We start from the raw sequence: 15,024 nt of genomic DNA, 5'->3' as shown, positions 1-15,024 counted from the left end.
GCGGTGCACGCGGCCGCGGCGGCGTCTCAGCTTTCCAGCCAGACGTCCCGCGCCCAGTGCCACACCGATTCCCAGGATTCTTCGGTGATCAGCTCTTCCTCGCCGGACCACAGCACCACGGTGCCGTCTTCCTCGACGCAGTAGTAATCGTCGCCGTCCTGGCAGATCGGGATCAGCTCGCGCGGCACGCCCATGTCCCAGGCGGTCGCAGCCACTTCCGGCAGGTAGGTATGGGATTGCGGATCGGTGACGGTCACAGGTTCCAGGCTGCCGTAAACCACGTCGCTGACCGTCAACAGGAACTCCTTGAAGACGAACGGGATATTGATGAACAGCTGTTCTTCAATTTCCACCAGTTGGTCTTCGTCCGGCAGTTCCAGGGGGACGGGTACCGGTTCGTTGGCTTCCCGGAGTTGTTCGATGACTTCTTCCACGGCCTGGGTCCTCTTAGCTCTATGGCGCGGTTGTTTGACGGCGGTTTATACAGTAGCTCGCTATAAGTGCAATCGTGAAATGCAAAACCCCGACCTGAGTCGGGGTTTTGCCTTACAGCTGTGACAGCAGAATGAATCAGCCGTTCTGGCGGATACCTGCTACCAGCCATGGCTGGTTGTCGCCCTGGGCGCGTTCCATGTTCCAGCTTTCGCTGAACACTTCGCCCTGGTCGAAGCGCGAGGTCTTCGACACACCGCTGAAGGTCAGGGTGGCGATGGTCTTGTCGGCACGGTCATCCACACCTTCGAGCTGCACTTGCAGGTTGTCGATGTAGGTCGACTGGAAGCCGTCGCCCAGATCGGCACGTTCCTGTTTCAGGAACTGCAGCATCTGTGGGGTCACGAACTCGGCGATCTTGTCCATTTCGTTGGCGTCCCAGTGTTGCTGCAGGGACTGGAAGTGGCTGCGCGCCGCTTCAATGAAGCGCTCTTCATTGAACCAGGCCGGTGCGTTGATTACCGGACGCGCGGCAGGCGCTGGCGAACCACCGAAGATCGAACCGCCGGCAGGCTGCTGGGGCTCGAAGGCTTCGCGCTGCATCGGCGCGTGGCCGGCTGGAGCGTATTGCTCCTGCTGCTTGCGGCGACGAGCGGCGATGAAGCGGAAGATCACAAAGGCGATGACCGCCATGATCAGGATGTCGAAGATCTGCATGCCCTGGAAGCCGCCGCCCATGAACATGGAGGCCAGCAGGCCACCGGCAGCGATGCCGGCCAGAGGGCCGAGCCAGCGCGAAGCACCGCCGGCCTTGGCAGCAGCGCCCGCGGCACCGGCTGCGCCCGCGGTGGCTGCAGCGGCGGGAGCGCCCGGAGCGGTTGGCGCCGCCTGGCGGGTTTGGTGGGTCGGGGCAGCGCCGACGCTTTTGCCGCCACCAAAGCGCTTGGCGTTGGCGTCGAGGCTCATCGTCAGGCCGATGCACAGCGCCATGGCGATGCTAAGAAAACGTTTCATAAAGGGGGTTCCCATTTGTGGATGGCACGCGCGCCATATTGCACAGGTGAAGTGTCAGTGGCGAGCGGCATAATGTTTCGGGCTTTTGCCTGACAGCCTCGGTTCAGCTTCGCCAGGCGTCATGCTCGCCGATAGGTTTTTGGTCCCCGCAGACCTGGCTCTGGTTCAACCCGAAAGCCGTTAGCGGCGTAGTGCCAGTAGCCCCACACCTGCGGTGATCAAGCCGATTCCGCTCCACTGCCGCAGGTCGAGCTTCTCTCCCAGCAGGCACACGCCGATGATTGCGACGAACACCACGCTGAGCTTGTCCACCGGTGCCACCAATGAAGCGGGGCCGAGTTTCAAGGCGCGGAAATAGCACAGCCAGGATGCGCCCGTGGCCAGCCCGGACAGCAGCAGGAACAGGTAGCTTTTGGGAGAAATCGATCCCAGGGACTGATATTGGCCCGTTGCATACAAAATCAAGGCCAGGCTGACCAGTACCACCACGGTGCGCAGCAGGGTGGCGAAGTCTGAATTGACGTTTTCTATCCCCACTTTGGCGAAGATCGCCGTCAAGGCAGCGAAAATTGCCGACAACAGGGCCCAGAATGTCCACGAGGAAAAAAAGCCTGTGCCCATGTTCACGCTGCCTTTTCTGCACCGACCTGTAGGAGCCGGCTTGCCGGCGAAGAGGCCCTTGAGCCGGTCTTCGCCAGTGAGATTCGCTGGCAAGCCAGCTCCTACACAAGCCAAGCGGGTGGGGTTAGATGGCTTCCAGCTTGGCATAGCCGAGCATCAGCCACTTGCTGCCTTCGCTGAAGTTGACCTGGACCCGGGCCTGGGCGCCGGCGCCCTCGAAATTGAGGATCACCCCGTCGCCGAACACCGAGTGCCGTACCGCCTGGCCGAGGCTCAGGCCGGTGTCCGGGATTTCGCTGCCGCCGAACAGGCTGCTGGTACTTTGTGACTGGCCGCCGCCGAAAGGCCGGCTGACGCTGTTGGACAGCCGCACTTCCTGAATCAGCCCCTTGGGCACCTCGCGCACGAAACGCGACACCTTGTTGTAGGTTTCGCTGCCGTACAGGCGTCGGGTTTCCGCGTAGGTCATTACCAGGTTCTGCATGGCCCGGGTAATGCCCACATACGCCAGCCGGCGTTCTTCCTCAAGGCGGCCGGGTTCTTCCAGGCTCATCTTGTGGGGGAACAGGCCTTCTTCCATGCCCACCAGGAACACGTAGGGGAACTCCAGACCCTTGGCGCTGTGCAGGGTCATCAGTTGCACGCTGTCTTCATGCTCGTCGGCCTGGGTATCGCCGGCTTCCAGGGAAGCGTGGCCGAGGAATGCCGCCAGGGGCGTCAGGTCTTCGTCCTCTTCGGTGTTCTCGAAGTTGCGCGCGGCGCTCACCAGTTCCTCGAGGTTTTCCACCCGGGCCTGGCCTTTTTCGCCTTTTTCCGCTTCGTGGTAGGCAATCAGCCCCGACTGCTCGATGACGGTCTGGGTCATCAGGTGCAGGGGCATTTCCAGGGTCTTGGCGGCGAGGTTTTCGATCAGTTCGATAAAGGCCCCCAGCGCACCTGCAGCGCGCCCGGTCAGGCCTTTATTGGCCACCAGCTGGCGCATGGCTTCCCACATCGATACATCGCTGTGGCGCGCATGCTCGCGGATGGCTTCGACGGTCTTCTCGCCGATGCCCCGGGCTGGCACGTTGATCACCCGTTCCAGGGCTGCGTCGTTGCCACGGCCTTCCAGGAGGCGCAGGTAAGCCATGGCGTTCTTGATTTCCGCCCGCTCGAAGAAGCGCTGGCCGCCATAGATGCGGTACGGAATGCGTTCGCGCAGCAAGGCTTCTTCCAGCACCCGGGACTGGGCGTTGGAGCGGTAGAGAATGGCGATGTCGCTGCGGGCCAGGCCGGTCTTCAGCGCGCTCTCGATGGTTTCCACTACATAGCGGGCTTCATCGTGCTCGTTGAAGGCGGCATACAGGTTGATGGCTTCACCGTCGCCGCCGTCGGTCCACAGCTCCTTGCCCAGGCGCCCGGTGTTGTTGGCGATCAGGGCGTTGGCAGCCTTGAGGATGCCGGCAGTAGAGCGGTAGTTCTGCTCCAGGCGGATCACTTCGGTGTCCGGGAAGTCGGCGGAGTACTGGTGGATGTTCTCGATTTTCGCCCCGCGCCAGCCATAGATCGACTGGTCGTCGTCGCCCACCACCATCAGGCTGTCGCCACCCTGGGCCAGCAACCGCAGCCAGGCGTATTGCACGGCGTTGGTGTCCTGGAACTCGTCCACCAACACGTGGCGGAAACGCTTCTGGTAGTGCGCCAGCAAACCCGGGTGGTCGCGCCACAGGTCCAGGGCGCGCAGCAGCAGTTCGGAGAAGTCGATGACCCCGGCACGCTGGCAAGCGGCCTCGTAGGCCTCATAGATGCCGCGCATGGTGGCCAGGAACAGGTCGCCGCTGGCCTGGATATGTTGCGGGCGCAGGCCTTCGTCCTTCTGCCCGTTGATGAACCACTGGGCCTGGCGGGCCGGCCAGCGCTGTTCGTCCAGGCCCAGCTCGCGGATCACCCGCTTGACCAGGCGTTGCTGGTCGTCGCTGTCGAGGATCTGGAAGGTCTGGCTCAGCCCCGCTTCCTGCCAGTGGGCCCGCAGCAGGCGGTGGGCCAGGCCGTGGAAGGTGCCGACCCACATGCCTGCCGGGTTGATGCCCAGCAGTTGTTCGATGCGGTGGCGCATCTCGGCTGCGGCCTTGTTGGTGAAGGTCACCGACAGGATCGAGTGGGGTGAGGCGTTCTCGACCTGGATCAACCAGGCGATACGGTGCACCAGCACACGGGTTTTGCCGGAGCCAGCACCGGCCAGGACCAACTGACGACCCACGGAGGCGGCTACGGCCTGGCGTTGGGCGTCGTTGAGGGAGTTCAACAGGAGGGAGAGATCATCGCGCATCGGGGCATTCTAGGGGGCGGCGCCACCCCGGGCAAACCCGGCTTTGCATTAGCCGATAAAACAGCCGCCGATGACGACCGGTTGGTCACAGGCCCCAGCCATTGGCGCTTCTCGCCCGGACGCTTTCAGGGTGCAAGCCGGGCCATCCGGTTTTATCGATTTTATGACCTGGAGCAGTTTGGCTCGGGGCTTTGCTTGTGTATGCTCCGGCGACGTTTCGGGCTCAACCATTATAAGAACACTGCCTATGACACTTAACCCCGACCTGTCCGGGCCCTTTGTGGAGCCCCGGGTCATCCGCCAGCACTACGCCGTGGAGATGGCAGTGGAGCGTACGCGCCTGCTGTACCAGGGCTCGTTGCTGCCGACCTTGTTCATGTTGCTCAACGGCCTGGTGTGCACCTGGCTGCTATGGAGCCCGGCGCGCTATCTGTTGCTCAGTGTGTGGATGGTCTGGCTGCTGGCCCTGGTGGCCTTGCGGGTGATCCAGGTGGCGGCCTTCGATTCGGCGATTCCCAGCCGCCAGGCACAGCCGGTGTGGCAACGCATGTTTCTCCTGGGCTCGGCGGTCAGTGGCCTGACCCTGGCCTGCGCCGGCATCGCCCTGGTGCCCACCGACAATTTCCTGCAGCAGGCCTGGGTCTTCGGCCTCATCGGTGCGGCCATCCTCTCCGCCAGCGTAGCCTACGCGGTGAGCCTGCAGGCCTTCCTTTCATTCACCTTGCCATGTCTGTTGCCGGCCATCGCCTACCTGTTCTGGGGCGGCGACGACCAGCAGCGTGGCTGGGGCTGGCTCGGGCTGATCCTGCTGGTGTCGCTGAGTGTGGTGGCCTGGCAGGTCAACCGCCTGATGCAGCGCGGCCTGCTGCGGCGCTTTCAGAACCAGGCCCTGATCGAGCACCTGCAGAATGCCCAGGGCCGCAGCGATCAGCTCAACCGCGAGCTGGCCCGGGAAGTGGAGCAGCGCCGCCGTGCCGAGGAGCAACTGCGCGAAGCCCAGACCGGGCTGGAACAGCGAGTGGCCCAGCGCAGCCTGGAGCTGGACGCCGCCAACCAGGCCCTGAGCAAGAGCGAGGCGCGCCTAGCCCTGGCCCTGAACGCCAGCGAGCTGGGGCTGTGGGACTGGAACCTGCAGACCGACGAGGTCCATCACACCCAGATCAAGGAGCTGTTCGGCCTGGAGCCGGAAGATGTCACGGCCATGCTCAGCCATCTCAAGCCACGCCTGCATCCGGAAGACCTGCCCCTGCTCAAGCGCGCCCTGGTGGAGCACCTCAAGGGCCGCAGCGACGATTACCAGGTGGAGTACCGGGTACGCCACGGCGCCGGCCACTGGGTGTGGATCGAGGACCGTGGCCGGGCCGTGGAGCGCAGCCCCAGTGGCCGGGTGCTGCGCATGGCCGGCACCCGTCGCGACATCAGTGCCGACAAGGAGCTGGAGGTCCAGCGCAACCTGGCGGCCACGGTGTTCGAGGCGGCCAGCGAAGGCATCGTCATCCTCGACCCCGATTACGCCTTGATCGCCGCCAATCAGGCCTTCAGCCAGGTCACCGGCTACCAGATCGAAGACATGCTCGGGCGCAATGTAGTGGAGCTGTCGTGCAGCCGCGATGCGCGCCGGCACTACCCGTTGATCCACCAGGCCCTGGAACAGTACGGCAGCTGGCAGGGCGAGTTGGTGGAGACACGCAAGAACGGCGAGCTCTACCCACAATGGCTGCAATTGAATGTCGTGCGTGATAAACGAGGAAAAGTCCGGCATATCGTGGGCTTCTTCGCCGATCTTTCGGCACGGCGCGAATCCGAGGAGCGCATGCGCTACCTCACCCATTACGACGAACTCACGGGGCTGGCCAACCGTTCGCTGTTCCGCGAGCGCCTGCGCGAGGCCCATCAGCGGGTGCGCCAGGGCGGCCGCAGCCTGGCCTTGCTGCACATCAACCTGGACCGTTTCAAGCTGCTCAACGACAGCCTTGGCCATGAAGTGGCCGACCAGTTGCTGCAAAAGATGGCCCGGCGGCTGGTCAATGCCTTGCCGGAAGCCGACACCATCGCCCGGCTTTCCGGGGACGAATTCGCCGTGCTGTTCGACGCTTACGGCAGCCTGTCGAGCCTGACCCGGGTCGCTACCCGGCTGCTGAGCAAGCTGCGCCTGCCGATCACCGTCGAGGGCCATGAACTGGTAGTCAGCGCTTCCATGGGCATCAGTATGCTGCCCGACAGCGCCCGGGAGATCGCAGCCCTGATCAGCCAGGCGAACATGGCCATGGCTCATGCCAAGCACCTGGGCGGCAACAATTTCCAGTTCTATACCGAGAGCCTGCAAGCCAGCACCCTGGAGCGCCTGCAGCTGGAAAACCAGCTGCGCAAGGCCATTGAGGAGGGCCAGTTGACGGTCTTCTACCAACCCAAGCTGTGCCTGGCCAGCGGCCGTCTGAATGCCGCCGAGGCCCTGGTGCGCTGGGATCACCCCGTCATGGGCCGGGTGCCCCCGGGAGATTTCATCGGCCTGGCGGAAGAGACCGGATTGATCGGCCCCATTGGCGAGTTCGTGTTGCGCCAGGCGTGCCGCCAAGCCTGCGAATGGCAACGCCAGGGCCTGGAGCCGATTCGCGTGTCGGTCAACCTGTCGGTGTATCAGTTGCGCCAGGGCAAGCTGGTGAGCCTGGTGCGCCAGGTGCTGGAAGAAACAGGCCTGGAGCCGCATTTTCTCGAACTGGAACTGACCGAAAGCCAACTGCTGGACAGCGTCGAGCACATCATCGCGACCTTCCAGCAACTGCGGGGCCTGGGGGTCAAGCTGGCCATCGACGACTTCGGCACTGGCTATTCGTCCCTGAGTTACCTGAAACGGATCCCGGTGGATTACGTGAAGATCGACCAGGCCTTCATTCGCGGCCTGGCCGAGGGCGGTGAGGATGCGGCGATCACCCGGGCGATCATCGCCATGGCTCATGGGCTGTCGTTGAAAGTGGTGGCCGAAGGGGTGGAAGACCCCGCGCAACTGGCCTTCCTCAAGGCGGAACACTGCGACGAGGTGCAGGGCTACCTGATCAGCCGCCCGGTGGCCGCCGAAGGCCTCGCGCTGCTGTTGCAGGCCCAGAGCCGGTAGCCGCCAGGGCTGCCTGCCACAACGGCTACATAAGTCGTACCCGGCTGAAAATGGGGGGCAGGCAGGCAACTTCGTGATGCATTGGGCGGGCAAAAAGCCGATTCCTGTAGTATAACTACAAGCTTGCTACATCCCCGGCGTCAGCCAATAACAATGAGTCCAGCCCTTTGAACCTGTTGCAGCACATCGCCCAGTCACGTCATTTGTTACGCAAATCGGAACTCAAGGTCGCCGATCACGTGCTCCTTGATCCTGCGGCCGTGATGCACAGTTCCATGGCGGACCTGGCCCACAGCGTGGGCATCAGTGAACCGACCATCGTGCGCTTCTGCCGGGCCATCGGCTGCTCCGGCTTCCAGGACCTCAAGCTCAAGCTGGCGCAGAGCCTTGCCGCCGGGGCCAGCTTCGGCCAGTTCGCGATCCATGAAGACGATTCGGTCGCCGACTACAGCCTGAAGATCTTCGACACCACCCTGCATACCCTGATGGAGGTCCGCGAGAAGCTCGACCCGGTGGCCCTGCAGCAGGCGGTGACCGCCATGTCCCAGGCCCAGCGCGTGGAGTTCTACGGCTTTGGTGCCTCGGGCGCGGTAGCGGCGGATGCCCAGCACAAGTTCTTCCGCTTGCTGCTGACCGCAGCGGCCTATTCCGACCCGCACATGCAGGCGATGTCGGCGGTGACCTTGAAGCCGACCGATGTCGCCATCTGCATTTCCCAGTCCGGTCGTTCCAAGGACCTGCTGATCACCGCCAACCTGGTACGTGAAAGCGGCGCCTCGCTGATCACCCTGTGCCCGAGCCAGACGCCGTTGGCCGAACTGTCCACGGTCAACCTGGCGATCGACGTGCACGAAGACACCGAGATCTACACCCCACTGACCTCGCGTATCGCCCACCTGGTGGTGATCGACGTGCTGGCGATGGGCGTGGCCATGGCTCGCGGGCCGAGCCTGGTGAACCACCTCAAGAGCGTCAAGCGCAGCTTGCGCAGCCTGCGCCTGTCGCCCAAGTCGGTGAAAGCCCTGGACGACTGAGTCTCTCTGGCCGGTGATGAGGCCTCGGGGTTGTGCATCGCGCTGACGGATGCCTTCGCTGGCAAGCCAGCTCCTACAGAAAGGTAGGCGCTGTGAATGTTCATCGTCCTGTAACCGACCCGCCGCCAAACCGTAACCGCCGACGTCCATCGTGAAGCTTCCGTACTCGCATTGGGAGACTCGAAATGGCCCGGCCTTACGAAGAGAGCAACAGCGCAGTCAAGACCCGTCGTCAGCAGGAAGACCAGCGCCGCATGGAATTTCGTCGTGCGATCGAACACCGCTTCGAGCTGCGTCAGTTACAGCAGCAAATCAACGATTACCCCGAGCTGGACGCCGTCAATTACTGGCAGGCGGCGCCCGCAGCTTCCCGTCGAAGCGTTCAACCAAGCCGCTGATCTGCACCCGTTCGCTGCGGATGAATCCCAGGAACGCATGCGCTACCGGTGACAGGCGCTTGGCTTTGGCCTGCACCAGGCACCAGCTGCGCAGCAATGGCAGCTCTTCGACCGGCAACTCGACCAACCCGCCGGTCGCCAACTCAAGGTTCAGGGCGTGGCGCGTCAACAAGGCCACGCCCAGACCTGCCCGCACGCACTCGCGCTGAGCCTCGGCCGACGATACTTCGAGGATCTGGGTGAAGTGCACGCGCTTCTCCTTGAAATACTCCTCGCACGCCAGGCGTGTGCCTGAACCCTGTTCGCGCAGTACCAGCGTGTAGGGCTCCAGGTCCTGCAGGCGCAGCGGGCCCATGTGGCTCAGGGGGTGCTCCGGCGGGGCCACCGCGACGATCGGGTTGTTGAGGAAGGGCAGGAACTCCAGCTCCATGTCCTGGGGCACCATGGACATGATCACCAGGTCGTCGCGATTGTCCGAGAGCCGGCGGATCACCTGGGAGCGGTTGACCACCGTCAGTTGCAGGTGCACTTCCGGGTGCTGGCGCTTGAAGGCGGCGAACAGGTGCGGCACGAAGTACTTGGCGCTGGATTCGATGGCCAGCTTGAGCTGGCCCTGCAGCGAACCCTGCATGTCGGAGAGCTGCATGTCGAGGTTCTCCAGGCGCCCGAAGATGTCCCGGCTGGCCCGTTGCAGCGCTTCGGCGGCTTCGGTCATGTAGAGCTTCTTGCCCACATAGTCGAACAGCGGCTGGCCGATCAGCTCCTCCAACTGGCGAATCTGCAGGCTGACCGCGGGCTGGGTGAGGGACATTTCATCAGCGGCGCGGCTGTAGGAGCGTAGATCGCAGACTTCATTGAAAATCTGCAACTGACGCAATGTCAGTCTCATCAAGGACTTGCGCATTTCTTGAGGCCTCGCGCCAAGGGCTGGTGGCATGACTATAAGTCTTTACTTATGCCCAACCCAATAATTATTGATTTTTGTTAATCCCTCTGCAGAGCTAGTGTGTCGCTGCGACTGACTTGAAACATTTGGTCACGCGCCGACTCGGTCTAGCGGGTCGTCTGTTTCAACGGCTCAAGGGAACCTCCAAGTGATAAAAAAGATCCTGATCGCCAACCGTGGTGAGATTGCCGTACGAATCGTGCGTGCCTGCGCGGAAATGGGCATCCGTTCGGTAGCGATCTTCTCCGACGCCGATCGCCATGCCTTGCATGTAAAGCGCGCGGATGAGGCCCACAGCATTGGCGCCGAGCCGCTGGCCGGCTACCTGAACCCACGCAAACTGGTGAACCTGGCGGTGGAAACCGGCTGTGATGCGCTGCATCCCGGCTATGGGTTTCTCTCGGAAAACGCCGAACTGGCGGACATCTGCGCCGAACGTGGAATCAAGTTCATTGGCCCGTCGGCGGAAGTGATCCGCCGCATGGGCGACAAGACCGAAGCCCGCCGCAGCATGATCAAGGCGGGCGTGCCGGTGACTCCGGGCACCGAAGGCAACGTGGCCGATATCCACGAAGCCCTGTCCGAAGGCGACCGCATCGGCTACCCGGTGATGCTCAAGGCCACCTCCGGTGGTGGCGGGCGCGGCATCCGTCGTTGCAACAGCCGTGAAGAGCTGGAGCAGGCTTTCCCCCGGGTCATTTCCGAAGCCACCAAGGCCTTCGGTTCGGCGGAAGTGTTCCTGGAAAAGTGCATCGTCAATCCCAAGCACATCGAAGCGCAGATCCTCGGTGACAGCTTTGGCAACGTGGTGCACCTGTTCGAGCGCGACTGCTCGATCCAGCGCCGCAACCAGAAGCTCATCGAGATCGCCCCGAGCCCGCAGCTGACCCCGGAACAGCGCGCCTACATCGGCGACCTGTCGGTGCGCGCGGCCAAGGCCGTGGGCTACGAGAACGCCGGCACCGTGGAGTTCCTGCTCGCCGAGGGCGAGGTGTACTTCATGGAGATGAACACCCGGGTGCAGGTGGAACACACCATCACCGAAGAAATCACCGGCATCGATATCGTCCGCGAGCAGATCCGCATTGCTTCCGGCCTGCCGCTCTCGGTGAAACAGGAAGACATCCAGCACCGCGGCTTTGCCCTGCAGTTCCGGATCAATGCCGAGGACCCGAAGAACAACTTCCTGCCCAGCTTCGGCAAGATCACCCGCTACTACGCCCCCGGCGGCCCGGGCGTGCGCACCGACACGGCGATCTACACCGGCTACACCATTCCGCCGTTCTACGACTCCATGTGCCTGAAACTCGTGGTCTGGGCCTTGACCTGGGAAGAAGCGATGGACCGTGGCCTGCGCGCCCTGGACGACATGCGCCTGCAAGGGGTCAAGACCACCGCCGCCTATTACCAGGAAATCCTGCGTAACCCGGAATTCCGCAGCGGTCAGTTCAACACCAGCTTCGTTGAGAGCCACCCGGAACTGACCAACTACTCGATCAAGCGCAAACCCGAAGAGCTGGCCCTGGCCATCGCCGCCGCCATTGCCGCCCACGCAGGCCTGTGAGGAATAAAACAATGTCCAAGAAGATTCATGTAACCGACACCATCCTGCGCGACGCCCACCAATCGCTGCTGGCGACCCGCATGCGCACCGACGACATGCTGCCGATCTGCGACAAGCTCGACAAAGTCGGTTACTGGTCCCTGGAAGTCTGGGGCGGCGCCACCTTCGATGCCTGCGTGCGCTTTCTCAAGGAAGACCCCTGGGAGCGCCTGCGCAAACTGCGCGCCGCGCTGCCCAACACCCGCCTGCAGATGCTCCTGCGCGGCCAGAACCTGCTGGGCTACCGCCATTACAGCGATGACGTGGTCCGGGCCTTCGTGGCCAAGGCGGCGGTCAATGGCATCGACGTGTTCCGCATCTTCGACGCCATGAACGACGTGCGTAACCTGCGGGTCGCCATCGAAGCGGTGAAAGCCGCCGGCAAGCACGCCCAGGGCACCATCGCCTACACCACCAGCCCGGTGCACACCATCGAGGCCTTCGTGGCCCAGGGCAAGCAGATGGAAGCCATGGGCTGCGACTCCATCGCGATCAAGGACATGGCCGGCCTGTTGACCCCTTACGCCACCGGCGAGCTGGTCAAGGCGCTGAAGGCCGAGCTGTCGCTGCCGGTGTTCATCCACTCCCACGACACCGCCGGCCTGGCTGCGATGTGCCAACTCAAGGCCATCGAGAACGGCGCCGACCATATCGACACCGCCATCTCCAGCTTCGCCTGGGGCACCAGCCACCCGGGTACCGAGTCCATGGTCGCAGCCCTCAAAGGCAGCGAGTTCGACACCGGCCTGGACCTGGAACTGCTGCAGGAAATCGGCCTGTACTTCTACGCCGTGCGCAAGAAGTACCACCAGTTCGAAAGCGAATTCACCGCCGTGGACACCCGGGTGCAGGTCAACCAGGTGCCGGGCGGGATGATTTCCAACCTGGCCAACCAGCTCAAAGAGCAGGGCGCCCTGAACCGCATGAACGAAGTGCTGGCCGAGATTCCACGGGTCCGTCACGACCTGGGCTACCCGCCGCTGGTGACCCCGACTTCGCAGATCGTCGGTACCCAGGCGTTCTTCAACGTCCTGGCTGGCGAGCGCTACAAGACCATCACCAACGAAGTGAAGCTCTACCTGCAAGGCGGCTACGGCAAGGCTCCGGGGGAAGTCGACGAGAAACTGCGGCGCCAGGCCATCGGCAGCGAAGACGTGATTGACGTGCGTCCCGCCGACCTGCTGAAGCCGGAAATGACCAAGCTGCGTGGCGAAATCGGCGCCCTGGCGCATTCCGAAGAAGACGTGCTGACCTACGCCATGTTCCCGGACATCGGGCGCAAGTTCCTCGAAGAGCGTGAGGCCGGCACCCTGGTTCCGGAAGTGCTGCTGCCGATTCCTGAAGCGGGCGGCGTGAGCAAGCCGGGCGGTGAAGGCGTGCCCACCGAGTTCGTCATCGACGTCCACGGCGAGACCTACCGCGTCGACATCACCGGCGTCGGGGTCAAGGCCGAAGGCAAGCGCCACTTCTACCTGTCCATCGACGGCATGCCGGAAGAGGTGGTGTTCGAACCTCTCAACGAATTCGTCGGCGGTGGTGGCAGCAAGCGCAAGCAGGCGAGCGCCCCGGGCCATGTCAGCACCACCATGCCGGGCAACATCGTCGATGTGCTGGTCAAGGAAGGCGACACGGTCAAGGCCGGCCAGGCGGTATTGATCACCGAAGCCATGAAGATGGAGACCGAAGTCCAGGCAGCCATCGCCGGCAAGGTCGTGGCGATCCACGTGGCCAAGGGCGACCGGGTCAACCCGGGCGAGATCCTGATCGAGATCGAAGGCTGAGTTCAGGCCTTCATCTGCAACGCTTTACCTCGGGGAGGCTACGGCCTCCCTTTTTTTGTCCACGATTTGCCTGAGTGCATTTTAGTGCACTTATTGTCTGCAAAAATTGGCTGTATCTGCATTACAATGCATTTCGCAGAGGTAATGACGCACCAAAAGTGCATTAAATTGCAGGTAATGAATGCTACAGCTGACTTTACAGGTCCATCGCGCCGGGACGTGGAGCGATGCGATGACCCTGATTTTCGAGCATCCCGAGCAGGGCTTCACCAGCCCTTGCCGTCTGGGTTATGAGCAGTCGTACCTGGCAGGCAATCTGGAAGCCTTTGCCACGCCGCTGGCGGGATCGGTGAGTGTGCGTCTGCCGCTGACCTGGGAACTGCTGCGCAGTCCGGGCGCCCCGGCGTTCCTGTATGACATTGCGCCGACGCTCACCATGCAGCGTTTTTTGGCCGAGCGCTCGGTGGACGCGCGCCCCGCCGGCATTGCCCCCGACTTGTTCCTGCTGGCCCGATCCAGCGCGGCCCCCATGGGCAATCTGCGGATCAAGGAGTCCCTTGCCGCCATGAATGAATGGCCGCTGCTGGGGTTCTCCCGGGCCGAGGTCAGCGCCCGCGACAACCGCTTTCTTGAATACGCCCATGAACAGGGAGCGGCAATGAGCGGTGCCACCGGTGCCGTTGGCGAGGCGACGAAGCTGCTGCTGACCCAGGGGCGAGACGGGTTGCTGTACCCCGATGCGCTGTTGGAAGACAGGTTGGCGGCGTGCCACTGGCTGGTGAAATGCCCGCCAGAGCAGGCGACGCCAAATGACTGCGACATGCTCAGAAGCGAGTTCCACTACTACCGGGCGCTGCAGCAGCTGGGCATCGATACGGTTCCCGCCCAAGGCCTGGCCCTGGAAGAGGAGCGGCAGCCGAGCCTGTGGATGCGACGCTTTGATCGTCGCCTGCACGGGCAGGGTGTGGAACGGCTGGCGCTGGAGTCCATCTATTCCCTGGCGGGGTTGCCCGGCCAGAGCCTGGGCATGCGGCACACCAAGGTCCTGGGGCTGCTGGCCGAACTCTGGCGAACCGCCGGGCAGGCCTCGGCGATCCCGGAGCTGGTGGCCGACTACCTGCGTCGGGACCTGCTCAACAAGATCCTTGGCAACTCGGCCAACCATGGGCGCAATACCTGGATCATCCGTCACGAGGGCCAGGTGCAGTTGGCGCCGATCCACGATCTGGCGCCGCGAGTGATGGATGACAAGGGCATTACCCGCAGCACCAAATGGCCCGGCCGGATGGAAGTGGCGGGTGATATCGACTGGCGCCAGGTGTGTGCCAGCCTCAAGCCGCTGATCGATCCCGATGCTGCGCTGACGCGCCTGCGCGAAGATGCCGAACGGCTACGGGCCCTGCCGGACCTGCTGAGTGCCGGGGGCTTGCCCGAGGCCACCCTGAATCACCCGCGCATTTACCTGCGTGACCTGGATCGACGCCTGCAGGAGTGGGGTTTGCGATGACTACGACCCTGGAACAGCGCGGCCTGCTGATCGATAACATCCGCCAGGAACTGGCCGCTGGGCGTTTGTCGGTTGGTGATGCGGTCAAGCGCCTGCGCACTGAAGTCACCGGGTTGCATCAGAGCCAGTTCGCCAGGATGTGCCGGATTTCCCTGCGTACCCTGATCCATATCGAACACGGCGACGGCAACCCGACCCTCAAGTCGCTCAACGCGGTGTTCAAGCCTTTCGGCCTGCAGATGGGAGTGGTTTCCCTGCGCCCTTGAGC

At 63.2% G+C, this 15,024-nt stretch carries 12 protein-coding genes; 7 read left to right on the top strand and 5 right to left on the bottom strand.

Going from position 1 to position 15,024, the window contains the following annotated elements; all coding sequences use genetic code 11:
• Window positions 1–26: 26 nt before the first annotated feature.
• The 4 genes from PFLCHA0_RS30540 to uvrD form a co-directional block, all read right to left on the bottom strand.
• Entirely contained in the window at window positions 27–434 is a 408-nt protein-coding gene (locus tag PFLCHA0_RS30540; protein ID WP_011064330.1) for an SMI1/KNR4 family protein, read from the bottom strand.
• A 136-nt stretch (window positions 435–570) separates the two neighbouring features.
• Entirely contained in the window at window positions 571–1,446 is an 876-nt protein-coding gene (locus PFLCHA0_RS30535; protein ID WP_011064329.1) for a Tim44 domain-containing protein, read from the bottom strand.
• Window positions 1,447–1,626: 180 nt separating this feature from the next.
• Window positions 1,627–2,067: an EamA family transporter gene (locus PFLCHA0_RS30530; protein WP_041752703.1), complete on the bottom strand. Its 441-nt coding sequence runs from the start codon at window positions 2,065–2,067 to the stop codon at window positions 1,627–1,629.
• 124 nt (window positions 2,068–2,191) lie between these two features.
• Window positions 2,192–4,375: a DNA helicase II gene (gene uvrD, locus PFLCHA0_RS30525; RefSeq protein WP_011064327.1), complete on the bottom strand. Its 2,184-nt coding sequence runs from the start codon at window positions 4,373–4,375 to the stop codon at window positions 2,192–2,194.
• A gap of 247 nt (window positions 4,376–4,622) precedes the next feature.
• Between uvrD and PFLCHA0_RS30520 the strand changes: the two genes are divergently transcribed.
• The 3 genes from PFLCHA0_RS30520 (at window position 4,623) to PFLCHA0_RS31525 (ending at window position 8,919) form a co-directional block, all read left to right on the top strand.
• Window positions 4,623–7,487 (top strand): putative bifunctional diguanylate cyclase/phosphodiesterase, encoded by a 2,865-nt coding sequence (locus PFLCHA0_RS30520; RefSeq protein ID WP_011064326.1) that lies wholly within the window; start codon window positions 4,623–4,625, stop codon window positions 7,485–7,487.
• Window positions 7,488–7,654: 167 nt separating this feature from the next.
• Window positions 7,655–8,521, top strand: coding sequence for a transcriptional regulator HexR (gene hexR, locus PFLCHA0_RS30515; RefSeq protein ID WP_011064325.1), 867 nt, complete (start codon window positions 7,655–7,657; stop codon window positions 8,519–8,521).
• 185 nt (window positions 8,522–8,706) lie between these two features.
• The gene (locus PFLCHA0_RS31525; protein WP_072451902.1) at window positions 8,707–8,919 is read left to right on the top strand and encodes a PA3496 family putative envelope integrity protein; all 213 of its coding nucleotides are present in this window, start codon (window positions 8,707–8,709) and stop codon (window positions 8,917–8,919) included.
• Here PFLCHA0_RS31525 and PFLCHA0_RS30510 read toward each other — a convergent pair.
• On the bottom strand, window positions 8,861–9,823 hold the full coding sequence (locus PFLCHA0_RS30510) for a LysR family transcriptional regulator (RefSeq protein WP_015637535.1): 963 nt from the start codon (window positions 9,821–9,823) through the stop codon (window positions 8,861–8,863). The genes PFLCHA0_RS31525 and PFLCHA0_RS30510 overlap by 59 nt on opposite strands.
• 190 nt (window positions 9,824–10,013) lie before the next feature.
• Here PFLCHA0_RS30510 and PFLCHA0_RS30505 point away from each other — a divergent pair, with 190 nt between their 5' ends.
• From PFLCHA0_RS30505 to PFLCHA0_RS30490, 4 genes are all read left to right on the top strand, one after another.
• Window positions 10,014–11,429, top strand: a complete 1,416-nt coding sequence (locus PFLCHA0_RS30505) for an acetyl-CoA carboxylase biotin carboxylase subunit (RefSeq protein ID WP_015637534.1) — start codon at window positions 10,014–10,016, stop codon at window positions 11,427–11,429.
• A gap of 11 nt (window positions 11,430–11,440) precedes the next feature.
• Window positions 11,441–13,249 (top strand): sodium-extruding oxaloacetate decarboxylase subunit alpha, encoded by a 1,809-nt coding sequence (gene oadA / locus PFLCHA0_RS30500; RefSeq protein ID WP_015637533.1) that lies wholly within the window; start codon window positions 11,441–11,443, stop codon window positions 13,247–13,249.
• A 232-nt stretch (window positions 13,250–13,481) separates the two neighbouring features.
• A complete protein-coding gene (locus PFLCHA0_RS30495) occupies window positions 13,482–14,756 on the top strand; it encodes a type II toxin-antitoxin system HipA family toxin (RefSeq protein ID WP_041752701.1) in 1,275 nt (424 codons plus the stop codon).
• Window positions 14,753–15,022, top strand: coding sequence for a helix-turn-helix domain-containing protein (locus PFLCHA0_RS30490; RefSeq protein ID WP_011064320.1), 270 nt, complete (start codon window positions 14,753–14,755; stop codon window positions 15,020–15,022). The genes PFLCHA0_RS30495 and PFLCHA0_RS30490 overlap by 4 nt, the downstream gene beginning before the upstream one ends.
• The last annotated feature ends 2 nt before the right edge of the window (window positions 15,023–15,024 follow it).

The organism is Pseudomonas protegens CHA0 (assembly GCF_000397205.1).
Lineage (GTDB): Bacteria > Pseudomonadota > Gammaproteobacteria > Pseudomonadales > Pseudomonadaceae > Aquipseudomonas > Aquipseudomonas protegens.
The sequence above is the reverse complement of the archived record's forward strand: the minus strand, read 5'-3'. Positions and strand labels throughout refer to the sequence as shown.